Raw genomic sequence first — 24,523 nt, forward strand, 5'->3', positions numbered from 1 at the left:
CGGATTGCAGGGCCTTCATTTCAACGAAACGCGCCGCCATATAGCGTAAGGCGACTTTCTCGCGCGGGATTCCCATGAAGCAGTTTCTGATCACCGCGGCCGGCGTCTTCGCGGGCCTGGTGCTGTTCCTTGTGGGCGTGCCCTTCCTGCTGATCTCGATGGCCGCCAGCGCGACTCGGCCCGAGGCGACCCCGGCCCGCGCTGTGCTGTCCCTGGACCTGCGCAGCCCGCTGTCCGACCAGGACCCCTCCAATCCCTTCGCCGCCTTCGGCCGCCGGTCGATGTCGGTGATGTCTGTGATCGAGACCCTTCGCCGGGCGGAGACCGACGGCAAGGTGAAGGCCGTCATGGTGCGCCTGCCCGAGGGTGGCATGGAGCCCGCCCAGGCCGACGAACTGCGCCTGGCCTTCCGGCACTTCCAGGCGGCCGGCAAGCCGATCCTGGCCCATAGCCAGGGGCTCTACCCTTCGGGCGTGGTGACCGCGACCTACATGCTTGGCGCGTCCACCGGGGACCTGTGGATGCAGCCGGGCGCCTCGTTCCAGGTCACGGGCCTGGCGAGTGAGGAGGTCTTCTTCAAGCGCCTGTTCGACAAGTATGGCGTCAAGGCCGACTTCGAGCAGCGCCACGAGTACAAGAACGCGGTCAATCCGTACCTGCACGACGACTATACGGCCGCTCACAAGCAGGCCACGCAGTCCTGGATGGGCTCGGTCTACCGCACCGGCCTGACCACGGCGGCCCTGGACCGCAAGAAGAACCCCGCCACCCTGCAGGCGGCCATCGAATCCGGGCCCTATCTCGCCGAGGACGCCGCCAAGCTGGGGCTGATCGACAAGGTTGGCCAGGTGAAGGAAGCCCAGACCGCGATCCTGGCCAAGGCCGGCGACGGCGCCAAGCTGGTGGACTTCGACGACTACATGCGCGCCAGCCACGACCGCGGCGGCGGCTCGGGTCCGGCCATCGCGGTGATCGAGGGCGAGGGCGCGATCGTCACGGGCAAGAACGGCGCCCGCAATCCGTTCTCCGGCGGGTCGACCATCTATTCCGACGACCTCTCCAAGGCGATCTACGACGCCGTCGAAGACAAGGACATCAAGGCCATCGTCCTGCGGGTCTCATCGCCGGGCGGCTCCGACACCGCGTCGGAGCAGATCCTGGCCGCCGTGCGCGCGGCCAAGGCGGCCAAGAAGCCGGTGGTGGTCTCCATGGGCGCCTATGCGGCCTCGGGCGGCTACTGGATATCCTCCCAGGCCTCGGCGATCGTCGCCCAGCCCACGACGCTCACCGGCTCCATCGGCGTCTATGGCGGCAAGTTCGCGCTCGGCCCCGCGCTGGCCAGGTACGGGGTCGACGTGCGCGAGACCACGGTGGGCAGCCCCTATGCGGGCGCCTTCGGCATGGGCCAGGAGTTCTCGGCCGCCGACCGCGCGGCCTTCGCCGGCTGGATGGACCAGATCTACGCCAACTTCATCACCCGCGTGGCCGAGGGACGACGCCTGCCCGAGGCCCGGGTGCGGGAGATCGCCAAAGGCCGGGTCTGGACCGGCGCCCAGGCGCGCCAAATCGGCCTCGTCGACGAGATCGGCGGCTTCTACCAGGCGGTGGACAAGGCCAAGGCCCTGGCCGACCTGAAGGGTGACGTTCGCCTGAAGCGGATGACCAAGCAGAAGTCGCCCTTCGAGGCCCTGGAGAGTGCGCTGGGGGTGTCTGCCACCTCGCTTCAGACCCTGGCGGCCGCGGCCTGGATCATGGGCGATCCGCGGGCCCAGAGCATCCTGGACGGCCTCGTGGACGAACGCCTGCGCAGCGGCGGCAAGGCCGCCGTCCTCGCCCCTCGACCCGGCGCTTTCTAAGACCCGGCTCAGGTCGGCGGCGCGGCCCCCGGAAGTCCCACGACGGCGGGGGCCGGCTTCGCGCCGGTCTCGAAAACCACCTCCCGGCGGCCGAAGTCCAGCTCGATGGTCTTGAAGTGGCGCATGACGTCCATGCCGATCAGGATGGCCGGGCGATCCACCAGGTCCCAGATCTTGAAGGTGTGCAGGTCGGCGAAGACGCAGGACAGGTTGCCAATGCGCAACCCACCCAGCCGCAGGCCGGGCAAACGCGCCAGGTCCCCCGAGACTGTCTGGCCCGTGGCGCTGACCAGTTGAACCCGCGTCGTTCTGAGGGCCAGGCCCGGCTCCTGCAGGAAGGCGGCGTCGCGCAGGGCCAGGTTGCCCACCGTCGACTGGGCGCCTGAGTCCAGGAAGGCGGTGATGGGCAGGCCGACCCCGACCTCGGCGTCGATGATGGTGAGCTGACCGAACCGGTATCGGGCCGGAACCACCACGATATTGGGATCGACCACCGGCGCGGCCAGCCGGCCCGTGCCGCCGGTGGTGGCCGCCTGACGGAAGCTGGAATTGGAGGGGGCGATGTTGAAGCGGTTGCGCTCGAAGTCGAGCTGAACGTCACGGCGGGTGAGAACGTCCACCCCCAGAAGACCGTCGGCGCCCAGGTTGCGGCGTGACACCAGCGGCATGCGGATTCGCTTGGTCACCACGGCGCCGACGGTCAGCTGCCGTACATACACGGTCTCGGCGGGCTCAACCCCGGCGATGCCATGGATCGCCGCGCCGCCGCCGCTGGGCAGGTTCAGCCCCGCGGCGGTCTCTATGGCCAGCACCGAGTGGTTGGCGCCGGTGTCGACGACGAAGGTGAAGGGGCCCTTGCCCTCGATCATCACCGGCACGGTCATCCGCTGAACCGGATCGAACCCGGCCTGCAGCACGGCGTCGTCGGTGGGCGCCACCTTGTCCGCGGGGGCGGGAGGCAGGGGCGTGTCAGTCAGATTGACCTGGATCATGCGGCGCGGACCCGGCAGAGCCGTGGCGCAGGCGGCCAGCGGCCCGGTCGCCGCGAGACCACCGATCAGGCCCCGTCGCGTCTGGTCGAAGCCATTCATGATCTCAGCGCCGCCCCCTAGGCCGTTTGGACGAGGCTAGCGGATTTTCCGCGTGCGGAGCGCGTCTTATTTTGGGTTGCGTGAGGACCGCCCGGCGCCTAGCGATAGGGCCTGTCTCCAGGAGCGTCCCCATGGCTCAACCGGTCGCCATCATCCGCAGCAAGCCCGACACCCTGGGCCCCGAGGTGCGGAAGTTCGCCCAGGCGCCGCTGCGCCAGACCGCCTTCCTGAACAGCGTGCCGAAATGCGGCACCCATCTGCTGCGCAACATCGTGCGCATGTTCGTCCCCACCGAGCAGCACTACGACCGCGAGTTCATCCAGGTGCAGAACCTGCAGCAGCACATCGGCGCGCTGAACCCCGGCCGGCCGTCGTTCAGCGTCGGGCATCTGCTGTTCGCCGACATCTCGCTGATGGCCCTGAAGCATGCCAATCAGGTGATCCTGGTCCGTGATCCCTACGACTATGTTCTGGCCCGGGCGAGGTTCAGCCTGTCGGACCAGCTGGATCACCCCGAGCTGAACCCCCTGAAGAACGGGGCGGTCACCGTCGAGCAGATGATGAACATGATGATCTTCGGCATCCCCGGGAAGGCGCCGGCGCTGCGGGAGGCCTTCACCTTCCATGCCGTGGCGTGGCTGGGGACCGGGGCGCACTTGGTGCGCTACGAGGACATCGTCGGCCATCTGAAGGATCTGGACGCCCAGGCCGCGGAAACCTACTTCGCCGATCTGCTGGCCAAGTTCGGGGTCGCCGTCACCGATGACTGGCGCGACCGCGTGCGGGTGGGCTCGGCGCGCGAACACAGCGCCACCTCGCGCGAGAAGCTGTCGGTGGGCATGGCCCTGCCCGAGGTTCTGCCGGACGCGCAGAAGCGGGCCGTGGACTTCATGGCGCCGGGTCTGCGCGAGTTGCTCGGCTACGCCTGAGGCGCGGCGCGGCCGACCGCCCCCGATCAGCCCCCTGCGCGCGGCATGCAGAGGAATCGCGAGCGGTGATGATCGACGAGGTTGTCTTTCCAGCCCGTGATCTTCGGCGAGACCAGGTTCTTGTTCACGTAGAAGTAGATCGGGGCCACAGTGGCGTCTTCCAGCATGATGTGCTCGGCCTGTGCAAGGTAGCCCGCCCGCAGGTTGACGTCCGGCTCGTTGTCGGCCCGGGCCAGCAGGGCGTCGAACACCGGGTTCTTGTAATCGCCGTAGTTCTGCGACCCCGTGGAGGACTGCTGCAGATAGAGGAAGCTCATGGCGTCGTTGTAGTCGGCGATCCAGGCGGCGTCGGCCACCTGGAAGTCCCGTGAGCGATAGGCCGCATAGGCGATCTGGGTCTCGTTCTGCATCAGGGCGGTCTCGACGCCGATCTCCTTCCAGTCGGCCTGGACGGCCGGCATGAACAACATCGGATCAGGACTGTTCCGGTGCTTGATCTCGACTTTCAGCGGATTCTTGGGGCCATAGCCCGCCTGGGCCAGGAGACGGCGGGCCTCGGCCTGGCGCTGCTCCAGCGTCCAGGTGGACCAGACCGGCGGCGCGGCGGCGGTGTAGTTGGCCACGCCCGGCGGCACGAAGGTATAGGCCGGCGTCTGGCCGCCCCGCAGCAGCTTGCCGGTGATGAACTCCCGGTCGATAGCCATGTCGAGGGCCAGGCGCACGCGCTTGTCCTTGAAGGCCGGGATCGCGGAATTGAAGGCCAGATAGGCGACACCGAGATAGGTGTGGGTGTGGACGTATTCCGGCATCCGCTCACGCAGGAAGGCGATGCGGTTGGACTGGATGTCGGCGTTCATATCGAGCTCGCCGCGGCGGACCCGACGCTCGGCGCCGATGGCGTCATTGGTGGGATAGTAGTTGATCTGGTCGATGCAGACATTCTTGGCGTCGTAGAAGCGCGGATTCTTCACCACGCCCACATGGTCGCCCAGGGCCCAGCTCTTCAGCATGTAGGGGCCGTTGGAGACGTAGTGGGCCGGCTGGCTCCAGGCGTCGCCCCACTTCTCCACAACGTGCTTGGGCACCGGCAGCATGGTCTGATGCTTGGCGACCTCGGTGATGTAGGGCGCCGGATGCTCCAGGTTGATCTCCAGCACCTTGGGGGTGACTGCCCGCACGCCGAGCTCCGTCCCCGGAATCTTGCCCTCGTTCACCGGCTGGGCGTTCTTGATGAAGTAGATCAGCGAGGCGTATTCCGCCGCCGTCTTGGGATCGAGGATGCGGCGGAACGCGAAGACGAAGTCGTCGGCGGTCACAGGCACGCCGTCGGACCACACCGCGTCGCGCAGATAGAAGGTCCAGGTCTTGCCGTCGGCGCTGCTGGTCCAGCGTTCGGCCATACCGGGAATCGACTCGCCCTCGGCATCGGAGGTCAGAAGTCCCACGATCATGTCCGAGATGATCCGGTCCTCCCAGGTGCCGGTGGACTTGTGCGGATCCAGGCTGGCGGGCTCGGAGCCATTGCCCACCTGCAGGCAGACCTGGCCGGCGGGACAGGGCGGACGCGAGGCCTTCTGCGAACACCCGGCCAGAGCCAGGAGCGAAAAGGCGGCGAGCGCCAACATCATCGGCTTGCCGCGCGACCGCAGCGCCTTATCAATGCGAGATATCGAGATCATGGGGTCACGGATGACACAGTTTTCCACGCGCTTAAAGCTGGCCGCCCTGGCTGCGTGCGCCATCACCAGCACAGCGGTCGCCGCCGAGCCCAAGGTCGAGGCGCGAACGGCGGTCTTCCAGAACCTCATCGACTGCAAGGGCAAGACCGAGGCGGCTGAGCGGCTCGCCTGCTATGACGCCGCCGTCTCCAGCCTGGATGTGGCCGAGAAGAAGGGCGACATCGTGGTGGTGGACCGTGAACAGGCCCGCGCCGCCCGCAAGCAGGCCTTCGGCTTCACCCTGCCCTCGATGGCCATGTTCGATCGCGGCGAGAAGCCCGAGGACCTGGACCGCGTCGCCACCACCGTTGTCCGCGCCTACCAGGGCGGCGACCGCCGCTGGACCGTGGAGCTGGAGGGCGGCGCTGTGTGGGCCCAGAACGACGATGAGGCCGTGTCCCGCGCCCCCAAGGCCGGTTCCAAGGCCGAGATTCGCAAGGCCGCCATGGGCTACTTCATGAACCTGGACGGCCAACGCGCGGTGCGGGCGCGGCGGGTGAGGTAGGGACCAAGGCGTTCCGTCTCCCACCAGGGGAGACGGAATTTCGACTATCTGTCCTTTGGGTCGATGGCGTCGCGCAGGCCGTCGCCGATGAAGTTGAAGCTCATCAGGGTGACGACCATCGTCAGCGACGGGAAGAGCAGCAGCCACCAGGCCAACTCCATGTCCTGCGCGCCCCCGGCGATCAGGGTGCCGAGCGAGGCCATGGGGGGCTGAACCCCCAGGCCGAGGAAGCTGAGGAAGCTCTCGGCCAGGATGACCGCCGGGATGGTCAGGGTGACGTAGACGACCACAGGGCCCAGCAGATTGGGGACAATGTGCTTGGCGATGATCGACCCTTGGGTCAGGCCCGCCGCCCGCGCCGCCTCCACGAATTCCTTGTGCTTCAGGGACAGGGTCTGGCCCCGCACGATCCGGCTCATGGTCAGCCATTCCACCGCCCCGATGGCGATGAAGATCAGGATGATGTTGGAGCCGAAGGTCACCATCAGCAGGATGACGAAGAAGATGAAGGGCAGCGAATAGAGGACGTCGACGATGCGCATCATCACCTCGTCCACCACGCCGCCGACAAAGCCCGCCACCGCGCCCCAGACGACGCCGATGACCAGGGAGACCAGGGTGGCGATCAGGCCGATGGCCAACGACACCCGCAGGCCCATCAGCAGCCGGGCCAGCAGGTCGCGGCCCAGCGAGTCGGCGCCCAGCAGGTGGCCGCCGGTGAGCGGGGCGGCCCAGACGTCACCCTTGTTGATCTGGTCATAGGCGAAGGGGACCACATAGGGACCGATGACCGCCACCAGGACCAGGACGGCCAGCATGATCATGCCGCCGACCGCGCCCCCGTTGCGCATCAGGCGACGGCGCGCGTCGTCCCAAAGGCTGCGGCCCTTGACGGCGGTTTCCATGAGGGCGGCGCCTTCGCGCGAGCCGGGAGCGAGAATAGGAGTGCTCACGACAGCCTCACGCGGGGATCAAGGACCGCATAGAGCAGGTCGGCGACCAGGTTCAGGAACAGGATCAGGGTGGCGTAGAAGATCACCATGCCCATGACGACGGTGTAGTCTCGCTGCAGGGCGGAGATCACGAAAAACTTACCCAGGCCCGGCAGGTTGAAGATCTTCTCCACCACCAAGGAGCCGGTGAGCAGGCCCGCGCAGGCGGGGCCGAGATAGCTCACCAGGGGCAGGATAGCGGCGCGCAGGGCGTGCTTGAACACCACCCGGTGGGCCGGCAGACCCTTGGCGCGCGCGGTGCGGACATAGTTGGACTGCAGGACCTCGATCATGCCGGCCCGGGTCAGGCGCGAGATGATGGCGATCTGCGGCAGGGCCAGCACGGTGATCGGCAGGATCAGGTTCTGGATCGCCCCGTCGTTCCAGCCGCCGTTTGGCAGCCATTGCAGGATCGACCCGAACAGCAGGACCAGCAGCGGGGCGGTGACGAAGGTGGGGATACAGACCCCGATGATCGCCACCCCCATGACCCCGTAATCCACCCAGCCGTTCTGTTTCAGGGCCGCGAGCACGCCCAGGGTCACGCCGATGGCGCCCGCCAAGGTGATGGCCGAAAGGCCCAGGGTCAGGCTGACCTTGTAGTTCTCCTGCAGGATCTGCAGGACGGTCTTGTCCTTGTATTTCAGGGACGGCCCGAAATCGCCGTGCAACACGCCCTTCAGATAGTCGGCGTACTGGGCGCCGAGGGGCTTATCCATCCCGTACTTGGCCATGACGTTGGCCTCGATCTCAGGCGACAGCTTGCGGTCCATGTCGAAGGGACTGCCAGGCGCCGCGCGCATCATGAAGAAGGCCAGCGTGACGACAAGGAACAGCGTCGGGATGGCCACGAGGAGTCGTCGGCCTATGAAACGCAACATGGATTTGGGAGCTCAAGGTAGAGGGCCATTTGACGGCCGGGCGTTGCGAAAGTTTCATCGCCCCCCGATGATGTCAACGAAGGGCCTCCTCCCAGCTTAAGTGAAGTCAGACCATGACCGAATTTCGACGCGTCACAGACCAGCTCTCCGTCAGCCCGCAGATCACCCTGGAGGACCTGCAAAGGGCCGCCGACCTGGGCTTCAAGCTGGTGATCAACAATCGCCCGGACGGCGAGGACCCTGCCCAGCCCACCAGCGCGGCGGTCGAGGCCGCAGCCAAGGCGGCCGGCCTCCAGTACGCCTACGTCCCGGTGCGCGGCGGTCCGACCCAGGACCAGGTGACCCAGGAACGGTCGATCCTGGAAAATTCCGAAGGGCCGGTGCTGGCCTTCTGCCGGTCTGGCACCCGCTCGATCATCACCTGGTCGCTGGGCGAGGCGATGGACGGCGCGCGATCCCGCGACGAACTGGTCAAGCTGGGGCTTGAGGCCGGTTATGACCTCAACGGCGTCCTGCCGGCATCCTGAAGGGCGTGCGATGGCCGCCAAAACCGGCGACCACGTTTGGCTATCGCACTAACTGGGGTAGGAAATGGGCACGCGGACCGCGCCCAGCAGGGCCGGTTCGTCGGGCTCGCAACTGGCCATGGTCAGAATCAGTTGCGCCGTCATGAGACACATCAAGGCGAAGACCACCCGCTGAAGTCGTTTTGAAACAAACATCGCCGCCTGCGCCGCCATAACCGCCTCACAATCCTGAACTGAGGGGTCACAGCGCAAAGACCGCGCCGGAAAAAGGATAGCCCGATGATTCCCTATGTCCGCGAGATCAAGTTCGAATACGGCAAGGTGGACCAGGTCTCGCCGCTGATCCGGCGGGTGGTGGCCAACAACCCGGGGCCCTTCACCTATCTCGGCACCGGCACCTACATCATCGGCCGCGGCGAGGTGGCGGTGATCGATCCCGGCCCCGACATGGACGACCATCTGGAGGCGATCCTCGGGGCGCTGGAGCCCGGCGAGAAGATCACCCACATCCTGATCACCCACCACCACTCCGACCACTCGCCGCTGGCCGGACCGCTGAAGGCGCGGACGGGGGCGACCATCTACGGCTGCGCGGTGGCCGAGATCCCCGTGGACGACAGCGGCGTGCGGATGGAAGCCGGCGCCGACTTCGGCTTCGCGCCCGACGTCAGCCTGTGCGGCGGCGGCCAGGTGCTGGAAGGCCCGGGTTGGACGATGGAGGCCATCGCCACACCAGGGCACACCTCCAACCACATCTGCTTCGCGCTGAAGGAAGAGAACGCCCTGTTCTCCGGCGACCACATCATGGGCTGGTCGACGACGGTGATCACGCCGCCGGACGGCGACATGACCGACTACATGGACAGCCTGGACAAGGTGAAGGCCCGCGCGTTCTCGATCCTCTGGCCGACCCACGGCCCGCCGATCACCGACGTGACCCCTTTCATCGACGCCTATATCGCCCACCGCCGCGCCCGCGAAGCCCAGGTGCTGAAGGCGGTGACGGAGGGCCACGGCAAGATCCGCGAGATGGTGCCGGTGCTCTATGCCGACGTCGATCCCCGCCTGCATCCGGCTGCGGCGCGGTCAGTCCTAGGCCACATGATCGACCTGGTGCGGCGGGGGTTGGTGACCACCGACGGGACGCCGGGGCCAGAGAGCGAGTACCGGGCGGCCTGAGGGACTTGGGTCTATGACTTGCTCATTGGTGACACCCGTCAGTTGAACAGGGCCGATAGGCTGCCGCCTTCGAAGACACCTGCGTTCCAGAGGAGCCAGCCCAGATAGGCGAGGTATCCCATCACCAGGGCCAGGCCCTGCAGGCGGTAAATCTTCATGCCTCTGATGGCGAAGAAGGTCATCGCCGCGGTGGCGGCGGCCAGCACCCAGATATCCACGGCGACGATCTCGGGGGGAACGGCGAGGGGCTTGACGACCGCTGTCACGCCAAGGATTCCGAGCAGATTGTACAGGTTGGAACCGACGATATTCCCAAGCGCCACGTCGCCCTGCCTGCGAAAGGCCGCCACGAGACTGGTGGCCAGTTCAGGCATCGAGGTCCCGACCGCCACCACCGTGAGTCCCACCACGGTGTCGGAAACCCCCAGCGCCCGGGCCAGCCCCACCGCCCCCTCGACCAGGATATGCGCACCGGCGACGGTTATGCCGATCCCCACGAAGGCCAGGATTACGGCAAGCCAAACCTGTCCGCGCCAGGCGGACTTCATGTCGGCCCGGCCTTCGATCCGCTTGCCTTCGGGATCGGAGGCGCCGCGCTCAAACAGCCAGACCACCACGACATAGGCCGCCAGCACGCTCACCGCGACAAGTCCGATAGGGCGGGTGAGTTCGCCTCTCAGGAAGACCCAGACCGTGGCGCCGGTGACCAGGGCCAGCATCGGAACGACCCGTATGAACGCGCGGCGATCAATGGCGATGGGCGCGACCAGCGCCGTCAGTCCCAGAATCAGCAGGCCATTGGAGATGTTGGATCCCACCACCCCGCCCACCGCGATGCCTGGCGAGCCCTGAAACGCCGCCTGAAGGCTGGTGACCAGCTCGGGAGTCGAGGTGCCAAAGCCCACCAGGGTCAAGCCGATGACCAGCGGGCTGACCCCCATCCGGCGCGCTGCGCTCGACGCCCCGCGCACAAGAACCTCGCCACCGACAATCAGCAGAACCAGGCCCAGGCCGATGGAATAGAGGATGGTCACTGCGCCTACCGTACGGGAATGATCAACGCCCCGTTCGCCCCAGGGCCTGCGCTTTCAGCCTCGGGCGGCCGGAAGGGCGACCCCGGGGAGCGAGCGCGAACCGCCCCCCCTCAGAGCCTTGGGTCCAACACGGCGCGGGCCAGATCCGGGATATCAGCTCCGCATCGCCCCAATGAGCCCGGTGACCCGGGCGCAGTTCGCGCCGAAGTCGGCGACCGGGACGCGGCCGATGGCGCGGACATCGATACGCGAGCCTTGCGGCGCCGGCAGGACGCGGACCACGACGTCGTTCTTCAGACCGAAGGCCAGGCTGCGGCCGGTGGCCTCCAGGCGCCCCGTGGCGGGATCGTCGGTCACCAGAGCCAAACCCGCCTGCTCTATCGCCGCCTTGGCCTGGACGTAGGCCGCGCCAGGCGCCTGGGCCAGCATCAGAGGCCTGGCGTCGGCGCAGGTCTCGGCGTTGATGTCGGCGATGCGGCGGCCGGAATAGGCCGCTGAATCCAGCGGTCGTATCGGATCAGCCTCAACCATGATCGCCTCAGGGCCCCGTTCGCGCATCATCTTCTGGGAGAAGGTCAGCGGCATGGTCCAGTCGGTGGAGACGTCGTTGATCGGCGGGTTGGTGATCTGCGCCTGGCGGGCCCAGATATAGGCTCCGAAGGTCGCGCCGCAGAGGATCAGCACCATCAGGGCGCGGGCCCAGAACCGGCCGAACCCGGAGAAGAGCGCGATGATCACGCCCAGCAGGCCGGCGGCCACGGCGATCAGCGCCACCTTGGGCGCCCATTCCAGCGCGATGACGCCGAGGCCGGTTTTCCAGTCCATCAGGCCGTAACGGGTGCCCAGCATGCCGGCGCCCACCATCAGGGCCGGCGCCAGGGCCACCAGGGTGGCGAGGTTGAGATAGAAGCCCGCGAAGCCGTCGCCCTTGCGCTTCCGGGTCTTGGGCCGCGCGAACGGCAAGGCCAGGGGCTCGTCGTCCGGCGAGGTCTCCGCGGCCCTCAGAGGCGCAGGCGTCTCGGCCCGCGGTTCAGCGTGAAAAGGGACCAGGGGCTCCGCCACGGCCTCCGCGGCCGGCGCGTCGGCCAGGGTGGGCGTCACCACCGTGAGGCCGGAATGGCTCTCCTCCTGGGTGGGATTGGCGGCCGGCGACCAGCCGGCGTGGTCGGGTTCCGCATGAGCCTCGGGCTCAAAGGGCGCCTGTAGCTCCGGCGCATAGATCTTGGGCTCGGGCGGGGCGGCCAGGGCGATGGTCGAGGCCGCCGCGGCCGTGGCTGTCGGCAGAACATAATCAGCCATCCGAGTGCGGATCAGCTTCTTGTCGATCTTGCCGGTGGCGCCCAGCGGGATGTCGTCGACGAAGACCACATCGTCAGGCGTCCACCACTTGGCGATCTTGCCTTCCAGGAACTGCAGGAACTCTTCCTTGGTAGCCTCTTGGCCGGGGCGCAGCTTGACCAGCAGCAGCGGCCGCTCGTCCCATTTGGGGTGAGCCATGCCGATGACGGCGGCCAGTTCGGCCTTGGGGTGGCCGGCGGCGATGTTCTCGATCTCGATGGTGCTGATCCACTCGCCGCCGGACTTGATGACGTCCTTGGCGCGGTCGGTGATCTGCATGAAGCCGTGCTCGTCGAGGGTGGCGACATCGCCCGTGTCGAAGAAGCCCTGGTCGTCGAGGATGTGGCCGCCGTCGCCCTTGAAGTACTCGCCCACGACGAACGGGCCCTTCACCAGCAGCTTGCCGAAGGTGTGGCCGTCGCGGGGCAGGTCCTCGCCGGCGTCGTTGGTGAGGCGCAGGTCGATGGCGAGCGGCGGACGGCCCTGCTTGAGCTGGAAGCGAAGCTGATCCTCGTCGCTCATGGCGGCGATCTTGTGGTTCGGCGTCGCCTGGGTGCCCAGAGGCGAGGTCTCGGTCATGCCCCAGGCGTGGGTCACGGCCACGCCGTACTCGTCGCGGAACGCCCGCACGATGGCCTCGGGCACGGCCGAGCCGCCGATGACCACGCGCTTGAGCGTGGTCAGCTTGCCGCCGGTGTCGCGCAGGTGGGTCAGCAGCATCTGCCAGACCGTCGGCACGGCGGCCGAGAAGGTGACTTGCTCGCTTTCCAGCAGTTCATGGATGGAGGCGCCGTCCAGCTTGGCGCCCGGCATCACCAGCTTGGCGCCCACGGCCGGCGCCGAGAAGGCCACGCCCCAGGCGTTGGCGTGGAACATCGGCACGACGGGCAGGACGGTGTCGAGCGCCCCGATGCCGAGGACGTCGGCGCCCATGGTCACCAGGGTGTGCAGGAAGTTGGAGCGGTGGCTGTAGAGCACGCCCTTCGGATTGCCCGTCGTCCCCGAGGTGTAGCAGAGGCCGGCCGGCAGGTTCTCGTCGAAGCCGCCCCAGACGGCGTCCTCGGAAACCTGGCTGATCAGGCTCTCATAGGCATGGGCGCCGGGCAGGTCGGCGGTCATGTGGGCGTCGTCGGTGAAGACGATGATGTGCTGAACGGTGGGGATCTGATCGCGGATGCCGGCCAGGATCGGCAGGAAGGTCAGGTCGGTGAAGATGACCTTATCTTCGGCATGGTTGATGATGTAGACGAGCTGCTCGGAGAACAGGCGCGGGTTGAGGGTGTGGCAGACCGCCCCCATTCCCATGATCCCGTACCAGGCCTCGATGTGGCGGGCGGTGTTCCAGGCCAGCGTCGCGACGCGGTCGCCCGGCTGGATGTTCAGGCCCCGCAGCACGTTGGAGACGCGCTTGGCGCGGGCATGGACCTGCGCGTAGGTGGTGCGCACCATGGGGCCTTCGACGGAGCGCGACACGATCTCGCGGTCGCCGTGCCAGGATTTGGCGTGATCGATGATCCGATCGACCGTCAGCGGCCAGTCCTGCATCCTGCCTTGCATCGAAAGCGTCCTCCAACTTCGGCCTCTGAATGGGCGCGCGACAAGCTAGGTTTTGCGAGGCCCCGACGCAACGCCACGCGCCCCTGACGCGAGGGATTTGGTTACGATTTGCGTCAGGCGTGCGCCGCCGGCCAGCGGCCTGTGCCGCCATTGTCGATCAGCAGGCCGGTGAGGGTGCGGTCGGTGTGTTGAGCGCGCCAGGTCAGCATGGCCTGGGCGTGGGTCAGCACGACACCGGTGTCAGTCACCGGGGTGCGCCAGGTGGGATCGGCGGCGAGGTCGAAACAGAGCCAGGCGCCGTCGCCGAACTGGACATAGGCGGCGGTCTCCGAGCGCAGCACCGCGAGATTCTGCTGCTCCAGCCGGCGGTCCCAGGGCCAGGCCTGGGAACCCTTGGCGATGTTGGAGCCACGCCAGTCGAATTCCCAATGGGCGGCGGCGCGCCAGTGCGGCGGCTCCTCACCTCTCAGGAAGGGCGTGAGCGGCAGGCCGTCGCACTGGTCGGGCACGGGCAGGCCCATGGCCTCGCAGAGGGTCGGCAGGACGTCGACATTCTCGGTGAAACGGTCGACCACCGTGCCGTGGGCCTGGGTCTGACGGGGGTCTCGGACGATGCCCAGTATATGGTAGCTCTCCTCGAAGAACCCCGCCTTCTGGATCAGGCCGTGATCGCCGAGCTGCTCGCCGTGGTCTGCGGTGACGAGGATGAAGGTGTCGCGCCACTGGCCAGACGCCTCCAGAGCCGCCCAGAGTCGGCCGAGCTGGTGATCGACCTCGCTGACCATTCCGAAATACTGGGCCTGGAGCTGGGCCATCTCGAAGGCGTCCTCCGGCGCGCCGATGGCCCGCAGCAGGCCATCGTGCAGGCGGTGACGGTCCTGTGACGGGGCTATGGGCGGCGTCATGTCTGCTGGATCGTACATCGTCGCGAAATGGCCCGCCGCGCCATAGGGCGGGTGCGGGCGAAGCTGACTGAGATGGGCGAACCAAGGGCCTTCCTGGGCGGCGATCCAGTCCAACAGGACGTCGGTGTGATAGGCTGAGAGGCTATGTTCGGGGGGCCGTCCAGGCTCGCCGCCCACCGCCCCGTCGTAGTCGTCGGGGACCTCGTGCCCCAGGCCGCGCAGCCAGTCGATCCAGACCTGGGGATTGTGGGTGGCGAAGTTCAGGCCCACCTCGAAGCCCGGCAGCACGCCCTCCCAGGACTTGAAGCGGGGATCGTCGAGTCCGGCGGTGTCGCGGGGATCCACCGCCTGGTCGGTGTAGCCGAACAGGGTGGGCTGATAGCCCGCCCGCCGCGCGGCCTTGGCCACATTGTCCCAGCGCCGGTCCAGGGGGGTGCCGTTGGCCACCACCCGGTGATTGAGCTGGTAGGTCCCGGTGTAGAGGCTGGCCCGTCCCGGACTGCAGGGCGCCGCCTGGCTGTAGTGCCGCGCGAACCTCACGCCCTCGCGGGCCAATCGGTCCAGGTGCGGCGTCCGCACCGTCGGATGTCCGGCGCAGGCGAGCGCGTCGCCACGGAACTGGTCAAGGGTGATGAAGAGGATGTTCACGGCGCCCACAATGGACGCAGCTTCAACCCCAAGGGAAGCGGAGGTTATGCGGCGCGAGACCGCCCGCGGCGTTAAACCATCGCTGTGCGGGGGGCCGGAACGGCGGGCGGCGGGCTGACCGGAGCCTGACGGCGGAACTGGCGGGCGACCCGCTCCAGCACATCGGCGCCGCTGAAGGGCTTGGTCAGGCAGTCTCGGGCGCCCAGCTTCACCGCCCGCTGGATGTCCTCGGCCGACAGCTTCTTGCCCATCACCAGGACGGGGAAATGGATACCCTCACCACGCGGGTTGAGCGCGCGCAGCACATCGAAACCATCCAGGTCGGGCAGGTTGAGTTCCAGGAGCAGAGCCGCCGGGCGCGCGGACTTGATCGTCTCCAGGGCCGAGCTCCCCGTGCGGGCCACAAAGGCGTGGCAGCCGGCCAGGTCGAAGCGAATCTGCAACAGTTCCAGCACGGTGCGATCGACGTCGCAAATCAGGACCCTGCGGCCCTGGCTTTCCAGGTTCATCGGGCGGCCCCGTTGCCGATGGCGTGGGTGGGTTCAGAACAGGTCAAGGTCGCCCGCCTCGTCCCCGTCATTGATGCCCTTTTCCTCGCCGCCCAGCGCACTGAACATCCGGTCGGCCAGGGCGCCCAGAGTCATGCCGCCCAGGGCGTCCTCAACCGAGGCGGTCACCTCCTCCGGGATTCCGGCGCTGAGCTGACGGGCGAAGGTGGAGAGACTCGTGAGCTGCTGGCCCAGCAGATCCACCGTGTGCATACCCTCCACCAGTTTCTCGCGATGTTCCGGGGGCAGGATGGTCATCAGGTGGCCGATCAGGGCGTCGAGCTTCATGCAGCGCGCGCCGGCCAGTTCGATTTCCCAGGCCAGGACGCCCACCATGCTGGACACGCTGGCCTCCAACACCTCCGTGGTCTGCGGTTGCGCGCCCATAACACCGATCTCCGAGTTGTTCGGTGACCTTGGTCGCTCGTGACTAATAGAGAATGAACCCCGGGCCGCTTGCGACAACCCAACCAGCTGCGGTCAACCCCGGGCGTAGCGGATCGACCAGGCCTCCGCGGAGTCCTCGGCGGGGCCGGAGGCGTCGACATGGGTCCAGCTGACCTCGCCGATGTCGCGGTCCAGCTGCATCTGCAGCGTGGCCTGGGTGGCGTCTGAGGCGTCCCCCGTGCGGCCATCGATGCGGCCAGCGAGAATCTCCGGTGCGGCCTCCAGCCAGACGCCGTGGAAGGTGACCCCCAGCTCGGCGGCCAGGGCCTCGGCGCGCGCGCGCAGCTCAGGCTGGATAAAAGTGGCGTCCAGCACCACCGCGCGTCCGGCGGCCAGCAGGGCGCGGGCGTCGGCGAACATCGTGTCGTAGACCTCGGCATAGAAGGCGGGCGAGTAGACGGCGGTGGAGAGGCGGGCGTCTGGGGCGACCCCCAGCAAGCGTTTCCGAACCTCATCGGTGCGCAGCACGACCGCGCCGGGCGAGGCGCCGAGACCGGGCGCGATCAGGCGGGCGAAGGTGGATTTGCCGGTCCCGGAGAGGCCGCCAACCGCCGCGAGACTTGGCGCCACCGGGGTCAGGTGGGCGATGGCGGCGTCGAGATAGGCGACGGCGCCTTCGTCGTCACCGCTGTAGGCGCAGACGTGGGAGCGGACGGCGGCGCGCACCGACAGCATCAGCGGCAGGGCGGCCATGCCGGCGCGCAGCTCCTCGCCCCAGTTCCGGGCGGCCTGGTCGAGATAGGCCGACAGCGCGCGGACCGCGGCGTCGGATCGCCTACGGAACTGCAGGTCCATCAGCAGGAAGGCCAGGTCGTATTGGACGTCGATCTCCGACAACACATCGTTGAACTCGATGCAGTCGAAGAGGATGGGGCGGCCGTCCTCCAGCAGGATGTTCCCGAGATGCAGGTCGCCGTGGCAGTGGCGGCCGAAACCGGCGGCGCGGCGGGCGTCCAACAGGGGTTCGAGGCGGTGATACTCGGCGTCGGTGGCGGTGACAGCCTGCTCGACGCGTTCGGCGCCCAGCCGCGGCGCCAGGCCCCGCAGCAGATCGGCGTTGGAGTCGATGGTGTATTTCAGCGCCTTGCCGCCGCCGCCGTTTGGGCGAACCGGCGCGCCTACGTGGAAGCCGGCGACCGTGCGGCCCAGCGCCTCGGCGAGTTGGCCGTCCACCGCCCAAGGCTGGGCGGCCAGGACCGCATGCTCGTCGAAGCGGCGCATCTCCAGGGCGAACTCGACGGTCTCGCCGGCGCCGTCCAGCTCCAGGCCGCCATCCGGGGCGCGGGTCACCTTGCGGACCGCGCGATAGATGTCGGAGGCCGCGGCGCGGTTGAAGCTCAGCTCGCGTTCAAGCGCCCAGTGGCGCAGGTCCAGGGTGGAATAGTCGAGATAGCCCAACGCCACCCGGCGCTTGATCTTGAAGGCCTGTTCGCCGGCCAGATAGACCCGGGCGCAGGCGGTCTCAATGGCGCGGTCTGCCCTGGCCTCGAACCAGGCCGCGACCTCGGCTTCCTGCGGGTCGGTCAAGGATAGAGCCGCTGGGTGGTCCAGCCCGAGCCATCGCGCACGAACACCAGGCGTTCATGCAGGCGGAAGGGCCGGTCGCGCCAGAACTCGATGACGTGGGGCGTGATCCTGAAGCCGCGCCAGTGCGGCGGGCGGGGAACCTTGCCCAGGCCGAACTTCAGGCCGTACTCGGCGATGCGCTTTTCCAGGGCCAGGCGGTCCGGCAGGGCCTGGGACTGCTGCGAAGCCCAGCCGCCGATCTGGGCGGGCCTGGCGCGGGTGGCCCAATAGGCGTCCGCCTCGGCCTCGGTCACGTGGGAAACGGGCCCCCGGACCCGGACTTGGCGGCGCAGGGATTTCCAGTGGAACAGCAGGGCGGCCTGGGGGTTGGCGACGATCTCCTGGCCCTTGGCGCTTTGTTCGTTGGAATAGAAGACGAAACCGCGCTCGTCGGCGTCCTTCAGCAGCACCATCCGCACATCGGGAAGGCCGCTCTCGTCGGCGGTGGCCAGCGCCATGGCGTTGGCGTCATTCGGCTCCTTGGCCACCGCTTCCGCCAGCCAGGCGGAGAACAGGGCCATGGGGTCGTCCTCCGACAGCAGCGGCAGGGGGGCGGCTTGCGTGACGTTGCGGACGTAATCGTCCTCGGTCGGCGAGGCGGGAATGGCGGGCTTGTCGCTCATGGTTCCGCATATAGCGCAGCGGCCGCCCAAGCGTCAGGGGCTTAACTCCGCATTGACCGTGTCTTCCTAAGACTGTGTCCAATGGCTGGTGAGACCTCCACGACGATGAGCGCAAAGCAAGCGCGCGAGGTGCTGGGCGCTGGCCCCCTCGCCGGCCCCGCCGAGCTGCGCCGCGCCTTCCGCGAAGCCGCCAAGCGCGCCCATCCTGACCGAAAGGGGGGTGACGCCGAACGCTTCCGCCAGGTGGTGGAGGCCTACCATATCCTGCAGACCACCCCGGCGCCCCGCGACCGGATCAGCCAACCGCCGGCGACGGTCGCCAGGCCGATGGCCGCCTCCGCCACCCTGTCGGTGCCGCCCCTGGTGGCGATGATGGGCGGCAAGGTCGAGCACCGACTGCCCGACGGCCGCCGGGTGAAGATCGACCTGCCCGCCGGGATGCGAGCCCGCGACACCGTGCGGGTGGCCGACGCCGAGCTTGAGGTCGCGATCCGTGGCGACGGCGAGATGATGGTGCGCGGCGACGACCTGTGGATCACCGTCAAGATCGAGCCCCGTCTCCTGGCCGAAGGCGGCCGCATCGGGGTGGAGACACCGTTGGGCCGCCGCGTCGTCTGGTTGACCAAAAAGGCCGGAGAGCGCGGCCTGATCCGGCTGGTGGGCCAGGGCCTGCCGACACGGGGCCGACACCGCCAGGGGCACCTTTTCCTCAGGCTCGCCGCCGACAGCGCGACGGGCGATTCCGCCGCCCGCGCCCAGCTCCGCCGGTTCGCCGCAGCCTGGGCGGCCTAGCCTAAGCGCCCTTCCGCGTTTAGAAGCGCCGGCATGTCGCACAACAGCTTCGGCCATCTGTTCCGCGTGACCACCTGGGGCGAGAGCCATGGTCCAGCCCTGGGCTGTGTCGTCGACGGTTGCCCGCCGAATATTCAGCTCACGGCCGAGGAGATTCAGGTTTGGCTGGACAAACGCCGGCCGGGCCAGGGCAAGTTCGTCACCCAGCGCCAGGAACCGGACGCGGTGAAGATCCTGTCGGGGGTGTTCTCCGACGAACGCACCGACGGCCAGGTCACCACCGGCACGCCGATCTCGATGATCATCGAGAACGTCGACCAGCGCAGCCGCGACTATTCGGAAATCGCCCAGGCCTTCCGCCCCGGCCATGCCGACTACGCCTATTTCGCCAAGTACGGGGTGCGCGACTATCGCGGCGGCGGCCGGGCCTCGGCCCGCGAGACCGCCGCACGCGTCGCCGCCGGCGCCGTGGCCCGCAAGATTCTCCAGGGCGTGACGATCCGCGGCGCCGTGGTGCAGATCGGCCCGCACGCCATCGACCGGTCGCGATTTGACTGGGACCAGACGATCGAGAACCCGTTCTGGTGCCCGGACGCTGAGATGGTCTCGGTCTGGGAAGAGCATCTGGAGGCCGTCCGCAAGTCCGGCTCCTCCACCGGCGCCATCGTCGAGGTCGAGGCGACGGGCGTGCCCGCCGGCTGGGGCGCGCCGATCTATGGCAAGCTCGACGCCGAATTGGCCGGCGCCCTGATGTCGATCAACGCCGCCAAGGGTGTCGAGGTTGGCGCGGGCTTCGCCTCGGCCGCCTTCTCGGGCGAGGAGAACGCCGACGAGATGCGCATGGGCAATGAGGGCCCGATGTTCCTCTCCAACAGCGCCGGCGGCGTCCTGGGGGGCATCTCCACAGGACAATCGGTGGTGGCGCGCGTGGCCTTCAAGCCGACCTCGTCAATCCTGTCCCTTCGGCGCTCCATCAACGAGGCGGGCGAGGAGATCGAGCTGCGCACCAAGGGCCGCCACGACCCCTGCGTGGGCCTGCGCGCCGTGCCGGTGGTGGAGGCGATGACCGCCTGCGTCCTGGCCGACGCCTTCCTGCGGCACCGCGCTCAAACGGGTGGCGGCGCGCACTTACCCGGTAAAGTAGCAGACCGCTGACGCTTAGCTTGGCAAGAGCGCCCCGGGCCAAGCGTCACCACGCCATTTGTTCTGATCGGTCAGGGATTTTGGCCGTTGACCGAGCGCGTTCAACGCCGGTATCTGACCCCCTTCCGCGCCGTCGGCCACGACACTCTCCACCGACGCAGCGCCCGTTTTCTCGGTTAGATTGTAGGGCGAACTCCACCTCCGTGCGGCTTGAAGTCCTCAAAATCCTGATCGTCGACGACAACCACCACATGCGGGTGCTGTTGTCCGAGGTCCTGCGTGCGGTCGGCTTGCAGAACATCTACGAAGCCGGCGACGGAGCCGAGGCGCTGCAGCAGATGCGCGCCCATCCCATCGACATCGTCATGACCGACCTGGCCATGGAGCCGCTGGACGGCATCGACTTCGTGCGGTTGCTGCGCAATTCCCCCGACAGCCCAAACCAGATGGCGCCGGTCATCATGATCACCGGCCACTCCACCATGCGCCGGATCAGCGAGGCCCGTGACGTGGGGGTCAACGAATTCCTGGCCAAGCCGCTCACCGCGCGCGGCGTGCTGGACCGGCTGCAGAAGATCATCGACCACCCGCGCCCCTATGTGCGGACCGATGACTATTTCGGCCCTGACCGCCGACGCAAGGTGGACCCCAACTATGACGGCCCTCGCCGCCGGTCGGCCGACGGACCGACGCCCCGCGCGCTCAAGCTCTAAAAGGCCGCAGGGCTCCGTCCGCCATCTTTTGGTATCGTTTGCGGGTTAACCCTGCTCGACCATCCGGGGACCCCAGCATGACCATCGCCCGCGCCGCCGCCACGGCGGCCCTGATCGCCGCGCTTGGCATATCTCAGTCCGGCTGCATCGCCATGGCCGCGGGCGCCGTCGTGGGCACCGCCGTCGGAGTCACCGCCGGCGCCGTGGGCGTGACCGCCAAGGGCGTGGGCATGGCGGGCCGGGCGATCATCCCAGGTGACAGCCGGGACGACGAAGGCCGCGACGATCGCTAGCTCGCCTTGCGGCGCGCCGTCTTGTCCATGTTGTCCGGCAGCATATCCAGCGCCTTGGCCAAGGCGGCTTCCCGAACCTCCAGCCCCAACGCCGTATCGGGGATCGTGCGGGCCAGGACCATGCCTCCTACGCTCATAGCGGCGAGCGCCAGGGCTGTCTGGCGGCGGTCGCAGTCCTGGCCGGCCAACGCCCGCTCATAGAGACTCACCATCGCGGCCAGCAGCGTTCCATAGGCCTCCCGCACCCCCGGTTCGGCGCGGCCGACATCGGACGGCAGGGCGATCATCGGGCACTGCCCTTCCACATCGCCGAGGTGATCGGGCGACAGATAGCTGCGCAGCATGTGGCCCGCATCCTCCACCGCCGGGTCCATGACGTTGACCCCGGCCTCGGCCCGCCACCGGGCGCCGCGCCCCATCAGAAAGGCGGAAACGGCGGCGGCGAACAACGCCTGCTTGTTGGCGAAGTGATTGTAGAAGCCGCCTCGGGTCAGTGAGGCGGCCTCCATCACCATGTCGATGGTGACGTTGTCATAGCCATGGCGATTGAAGAGCATCCGCGCATTCTCGACGATCCGGGCGCGGGTCGCCGACTTGTGGTCCGAGCGATAGGGCAATCTGCGGGCCTCCCCCGGCAAAGCCTAGACGACGACAGAATATGATCTTGAACATATTCTGGCGGGAGGCATCAGTGGGCTCCGCCACCAAGCCTTCCTCAAGGAGCCAGACTTGACCAAGCCATTCACCGGAGGGTGCCTGTGCGGCGCCGTGCGCTACAGCTGCGATGGCGAGGCCATGATGATGGGCCACTGCCACTGTGAGGACTGCCGCCGCTCCAGCGGTACGGGCCATGCCTCCCTGCTCGCCGTGGCGGAGGACACCCTCACCCTGACTGGCGAGGTGAAGGGCTACGACCGCCCCTCCGACAGCGGCAATATGGTGACACGGGGCTTCTGCCCCACCTGCGGCTCGTGGATCTATTCAAGAAATGTGGCGATGCCCGGGATGACCTTCCTGAGCGCCGCCAGCCTCGACGACCTGGAGGTCTTCCAGCCGCAGATGCACGTCTACCGGATGCGCGCGGCGAGTTGGGACGCGCCCTCGGAGGGCGTTCCGATGTTCGACAAGATGCCGCCGGGGATGTGAGCCTGCGGCTCTGCGACTAACCCACCGCCATCGAGCAGCTCTCGCTGATGGTGGGTCGCGAGACCACGATGCGGCAGAGGCCGGGGAACGGGGCCTTCAGGCGCTCGGCGAAATAGAGGCAGAGATGCTCCAGCGTCGGGCGCTCGAGGCCTGGCTTCTCGTTGAGCAGGCCGTGGTCAAGTTCGGCGGCGACGGCGCGCAGGGCCTGATCCAGGTCGGCGAGGTCGGCGACCCAGCCCACCGGCTCCTGCGGCGTCCCGCGCACGGTGGCCTCCACCTTGAAGGAATGGCCATGCAGGTTCGAATAGGGCCGGTGCTGCGGCCCCTCTTCAAAGAAGTGCGCCGCGTCGAAGGTCGCGGCCTTGGTGATCTCGAAAATCGGGGCGGTCATGAGCTGTCTTTGGCGTCGCCAAGCGCTGGCGCGGCTTAGGGAATACCGAGGTATTTGTGGGTTTGGACGCTTAAACGCCACTGGGGGTGGGCGAGGCAATAGGCGATCGCCGCCTGGGTGTTTTCGACGCGCGCCGGACCGTCCATGGGCTGCAGCAGGAAACGCTCGAAATCCCAGCCCTCGAACGCCGCCGGATCGACGTCGGTTTGCGGGAAGACCAGTTTCAGTTCCTGGCCCGTGCGCTGGACGACGGGGGCGGCGGCCTTGGGGCTGACGCAGATCCAGTCGACGCCGGCCGGCGCCGCCAGGGTGCCGTTGGTCTCCAGGGCGATGGTGAAGCCGCGCGCGTGCAGGGCGGCGATCAGGGCGGGGTCCAGTTGCAGCAGCGGCTCCCCGCCGGTGCAGACCACCAGGCGGTTGTCAGGCCCGCCCCGCCACTTGCCCGCCACGGCGTCGGCCAGGGCGTCAGGAGTGGTGAAGCGCCCGCCACCGGGCCCATCCATGCCCACGAAATCGGTGTCGCAGAAGGTGCAGACGGCGCTCGCCCGGTCCTGCTCGCGGCCGCTCCACAGATTGCAGCCGGCGAAGCGGCAGAAGACGGCAGGCCGGCCGGCCTGCCCTCCTTCCCCCTGCAGGGTCAGGAAGATCTCCTTGACCGAGTAGCTCACAGGGCCAACTCCGGACGGCCGGCGGCCACCCATTCGTTCCAGCCCTTCACCCGCAGGCCGCAGGCCGGGCAGTCGCCGCAGCCGTGGCCCCAGGCGTGCAGGTCGCCGCGCTCGCCGCGGTAGCAGGTGTGGCTGTCGGCGACGATCAGCGCCACCAGGGCCTCGCCGCCCAGGGTCTTGGAGAGCGCCCAGGTTTCCGACTTGGTGAGCTTCATCAGCGGGGTCTCGATGACGAAGTCCTGGGCCATGCCCATGTTCAGCGCCGTCTGCAGGGCGTCCAGCGTGTCACGGCGGCAGTCGGGATAGCCGGAGAAGTCGGTCTCACACATGCCGCCCACCAGGAAGCGGGCCTTGCGGCGGTCGGCCAGGGCGGCGGCATAGGTCAGGAACACCAGGTTGCGGCCAGGGACGAAGGTGTTGGGCAGCCCCTTCTCCGTCACCTCGAAGGCGCGCTCAGTGGTCATCGCGGTCTCGCCGACGGCGCCGAAGCCGGTCAGGTCGATGACATGATCGTCCCCCAGCTTGCTGGCCCAGTGGGGAAAGCGCTGCGCGATGGCGGTGCGCACCACCTGCCGCTGGGCCATCTCCACGGCATGGCGCTGGCCGTAGTCGAAACCCACGGTCTCGACATGGTCATGACGCTCCAGGGCCCAGGCCAGACAGACGCTGGAGTCCTGGCCCCCGGAGAACAGCACGATGGCGCGCGATGCTTGGCTCATGGCCCCATATGCGACAGGCGGGGGAAAATCGGAAGGCTTGGACGACCCGGCGCGGCCTCTTGGCGCGGCGCACCGACCACAGAGGTGATGCACATTCGCCGATGACGCGATCCCCCGATCGCCTACACCTTGTGCGCCCGAGCGTTATTGCCCCTAGGGAAGCCTGAAAGACCCTTGGTATTTGGGACACATGACATTGAAAAGATGCTGAGTGAACGTCGTTCACCTATCGGCGTGCGTTGACAGACTCTAGCTACAGGCGTGACCGTAACGGCTGCTGGGGCAGTCCGCCGCGGGTTCCCGGCCAAACAATG

Annotated in this window: 25 protein-coding genes; 10 read left to right on the forward strand and 15 right to left on the reverse strand. The window is 67.8% G+C overall.

What is annotated here, in order from left to right:
- The first annotated feature begins 74 nt into the window (after positions 1–74).
- A complete protein-coding gene (gene sppA / locus AAC997_RS19530) occupies positions 75–1,856 on the forward strand; it encodes a signal peptide peptidase SppA (RefSeq protein WP_340647371.1) in 1,782 nt (593 codons plus the stop codon).
- An 8-nt stretch (positions 1,857–1,864) separates the two neighbouring features.
- Here sppA and AAC997_RS19535 read toward each other — a convergent pair whose 3' ends face one another.
- Positions 1,865–2,947: a retroviral-like aspartic protease family protein gene (locus AAC997_RS19535; protein WP_340647372.1), complete on the reverse strand. Its 1,083-nt coding sequence runs from the start codon at positions 2,945–2,947 to the stop codon at positions 1,865–1,867.
- Between the two features lie 131 nt (positions 2,948–3,078).
- Here AAC997_RS19535 and AAC997_RS19540 point away from each other — a divergent pair, with 131 nt between their 5' ends.
- Positions 3,079–3,876: a hypothetical protein gene (locus tag AAC997_RS19540; RefSeq protein ID WP_340647373.1), complete on the forward strand. Its 798-nt coding sequence runs from the start codon at positions 3,079–3,081 to the stop codon at positions 3,874–3,876.
- A gap of 26 nt (positions 3,877–3,902) precedes the next feature.
- On the opposite strand, the gene AAC997_RS19545 is transcribed toward AAC997_RS19540, so the two are convergent.
- Entirely contained in the window at positions 3,903–5,555 is a 1,653-nt protein-coding gene (locus AAC997_RS19545) for a peptide ABC transporter substrate-binding protein (RefSeq protein ID WP_340647374.1), read from the reverse strand.
- A gap of 10 nt (positions 5,556–5,565) precedes the next feature.
- Between AAC997_RS19545 and AAC997_RS19550 the strand changes: the two genes are divergently transcribed.
- Complete coding sequence (locus AAC997_RS19550; RefSeq protein ID WP_340647375.1) at positions 5,566–6,099, forward strand: hypothetical protein; 534 nt, start codon at positions 5,566–5,568, stop codon at positions 6,097–6,099.
- A 44-nt stretch (positions 6,100–6,143) separates the two neighbouring features.
- Here AAC997_RS19550 and AAC997_RS19555 read toward each other — a convergent pair whose 3' ends face one another.
- Both AAC997_RS19555 and oppB read right to left on the reverse strand, forming a co-directional pair.
- Positions 6,144–7,004 (reverse strand): ABC transporter permease subunit, encoded by an 861-nt coding sequence (locus AAC997_RS19555; RefSeq protein WP_340647376.1) that lies wholly within the window; start codon positions 7,002–7,004, stop codon positions 6,144–6,146.
- 44 nt (positions 7,005–7,048) lie between these two features.
- Positions 7,049–7,972, reverse strand: a complete 924-nt coding sequence (gene oppB / locus AAC997_RS19560; protein ID WP_340647377.1) for an oligopeptide ABC transporter permease OppB — start codon at positions 7,970–7,972, stop codon at positions 7,049–7,051.
- A gap of 113 nt (positions 7,973–8,085) precedes the next feature.
- Between oppB and AAC997_RS19565 the strand changes: the two genes are divergently transcribed.
- Both AAC997_RS19565 and AAC997_RS19570 read left to right on the forward strand, forming a co-directional pair.
- Positions 8,086–8,499 (forward strand): TIGR01244 family sulfur transferase, encoded by a 414-nt coding sequence (locus AAC997_RS19565; protein WP_340647378.1) that lies wholly within the window; start codon positions 8,086–8,088, stop codon positions 8,497–8,499.
- Between the two features lie 279 nt (positions 8,500–8,778).
- Positions 8,779–9,678, forward strand: coding sequence for an MBL fold metallo-hydrolase (locus AAC997_RS19570; RefSeq protein ID WP_340647379.1), 900 nt, complete (start codon positions 8,779–8,781; stop codon positions 9,676–9,678).
- Positions 9,679–9,716: 38 nt separating this feature from the next.
- Here AAC997_RS19570 and AAC997_RS19575 read toward each other — a convergent pair whose 3' ends face one another.
- From AAC997_RS19575 to pdxH, 7 genes are all read right to left on the reverse strand, one after another.
- Positions 9,717–10,712 (reverse strand): calcium/sodium antiporter, encoded by a 996-nt coding sequence (locus AAC997_RS19575; RefSeq protein ID WP_340647380.1) that lies wholly within the window; start codon positions 10,710–10,712, stop codon positions 9,717–9,719.
- A gap of 153 nt (positions 10,713–10,865) precedes the next feature.
- Entirely contained in the window at positions 10,866–13,607 is a 2,742-nt protein-coding gene (locus AAC997_RS19580) for a long-chain-fatty-acid--CoA ligase (RefSeq protein WP_340647381.1), read from the reverse strand.
- A gap of 113 nt (positions 13,608–13,720) precedes the next feature.
- The gene (locus AAC997_RS19585) at positions 13,721–15,160 is read right to left on the reverse strand and encodes a sulfatase-like hydrolase/transferase (RefSeq protein WP_340647382.1); all 1,440 of its coding nucleotides are present in this window, start codon (positions 15,158–15,160) and stop codon (positions 13,721–13,723) included.
- Positions 15,161–15,231: 71 nt separating this feature from the next.
- Complete coding sequence (locus AAC997_RS19590) at positions 15,232–15,669, reverse strand: response regulator (protein WP_340647383.1); 438 nt, start codon at positions 15,667–15,669, stop codon at positions 15,232–15,234.
- Between the two features lie 33 nt (positions 15,670–15,702).
- Entirely contained in the window at positions 15,703–16,095 is a 393-nt protein-coding gene (locus AAC997_RS19595) for a hypothetical protein (RefSeq protein WP_340647384.1), read from the reverse strand.
- Between the two features lie 93 nt (positions 16,096–16,188).
- Positions 16,189–17,682 carry an AAA family ATPase gene (locus AAC997_RS19600; protein ID WP_340647385.1) on the reverse strand — a complete coding sequence of 498 codons (1,494 nt, stop codon included), beginning with the start codon at positions 17,680–17,682 and terminating at the stop codon, positions 16,189–16,191.
- A complete protein-coding gene (gene pdxH / locus AAC997_RS19605) occupies positions 17,679–18,344 on the reverse strand; it encodes a pyridoxamine 5'-phosphate oxidase (RefSeq protein WP_340647386.1) in 666 nt (221 codons plus the stop codon). The genes AAC997_RS19600 and pdxH overlap by 4 nt, the downstream gene beginning before the upstream one ends.
- Positions 18,345–18,449: 105 nt before the next feature.
- Between pdxH and AAC997_RS19610 the strand changes: the two genes are divergently transcribed.
- From AAC997_RS19610 to AAC997_RS19625, 4 genes are all read left to right on the forward strand, one after another.
- Entirely contained in the window at positions 18,450–19,136 is a 687-nt protein-coding gene (locus AAC997_RS19610) for a DnaJ domain-containing protein (protein WP_340647387.1), read from the forward strand.
- A gap of 33 nt (positions 19,137–19,169) precedes the next feature.
- Complete coding sequence (aroC, locus tag AAC997_RS19615; protein WP_340647388.1) at positions 19,170–20,291, forward strand: chorismate synthase; 1,122 nt, start codon at positions 19,170–19,172, stop codon at positions 20,289–20,291.
- Between the two features lie 191 nt (positions 20,292–20,482).
- A complete protein-coding gene (locus tag AAC997_RS19620) occupies positions 20,483–20,992 on the forward strand; it encodes a response regulator (protein ID WP_340647389.1) in 510 nt (169 codons plus the stop codon).
- A gap of 77 nt (positions 20,993–21,069) precedes the next feature.
- A complete protein-coding gene (locus tag AAC997_RS19625; protein ID WP_340647390.1) occupies positions 21,070–21,285 on the forward strand; it encodes a hypothetical protein in 216 nt (71 codons plus the stop codon).
- Here the strand turns inward: AAC997_RS19625 and AAC997_RS19630 are convergent.
- Positions 21,282–21,902: a TetR/AcrR family transcriptional regulator gene (locus AAC997_RS19630; protein ID WP_340647391.1), complete on the reverse strand. Its 621-nt coding sequence runs from the start codon at positions 21,900–21,902 to the stop codon at positions 21,282–21,284. The genes AAC997_RS19625 and AAC997_RS19630 overlap by 4 nt on opposite strands.
- A gap of 112 nt (positions 21,903–22,014) precedes the next feature.
- Here AAC997_RS19630 and AAC997_RS19635 point away from each other — a divergent pair, with 112 nt between their 5' ends.
- Positions 22,015–22,431: a GFA family protein gene (locus AAC997_RS19635; RefSeq protein ID WP_340647392.1), complete on the forward strand. Its 417-nt coding sequence runs from the start codon at positions 22,015–22,017 to the stop codon at positions 22,429–22,431.
- 16 nt (positions 22,432–22,447) lie between these two features.
- Here AAC997_RS19635 and AAC997_RS19640 read toward each other — a convergent pair whose 3' ends face one another.
- From AAC997_RS19640 to queC, 3 genes are read right to left on the reverse strand one after another with little or no spacing between them, the layout of a single operon-like run.
- Entirely contained in the window at positions 22,448–22,822 is a 375-nt protein-coding gene (locus tag AAC997_RS19640; RefSeq protein WP_340647393.1) for a 6-carboxytetrahydropterin synthase, read from the reverse strand.
- Positions 22,823–22,857: 35 nt separating this feature from the next.
- The gene (gene queE, locus AAC997_RS19645) at positions 22,858–23,490 is read right to left on the reverse strand and encodes a 7-carboxy-7-deazaguanine synthase (RefSeq protein WP_340647394.1); all 633 of its coding nucleotides are present in this window, start codon (positions 23,488–23,490) and stop codon (positions 22,858–22,860) included.
- A complete protein-coding gene (queC, locus tag AAC997_RS19650) occupies positions 23,487–24,209 on the reverse strand; it encodes a 7-cyano-7-deazaguanine synthase QueC (protein WP_340647395.1) in 723 nt (240 codons plus the stop codon). The genes queE and queC overlap by 4 nt, the downstream gene beginning before the upstream one ends.
- Positions 24,210–24,523 lie beyond the last annotated feature (314 nt).

The sequence above is a fragment of the Phenylobacterium sp. genome, assembly GCF_037968635.1.
Classification (GTDB): domain Bacteria; phylum Pseudomonadota; class Alphaproteobacteria; order Caulobacterales; family Caulobacteraceae; genus Phenylobacterium.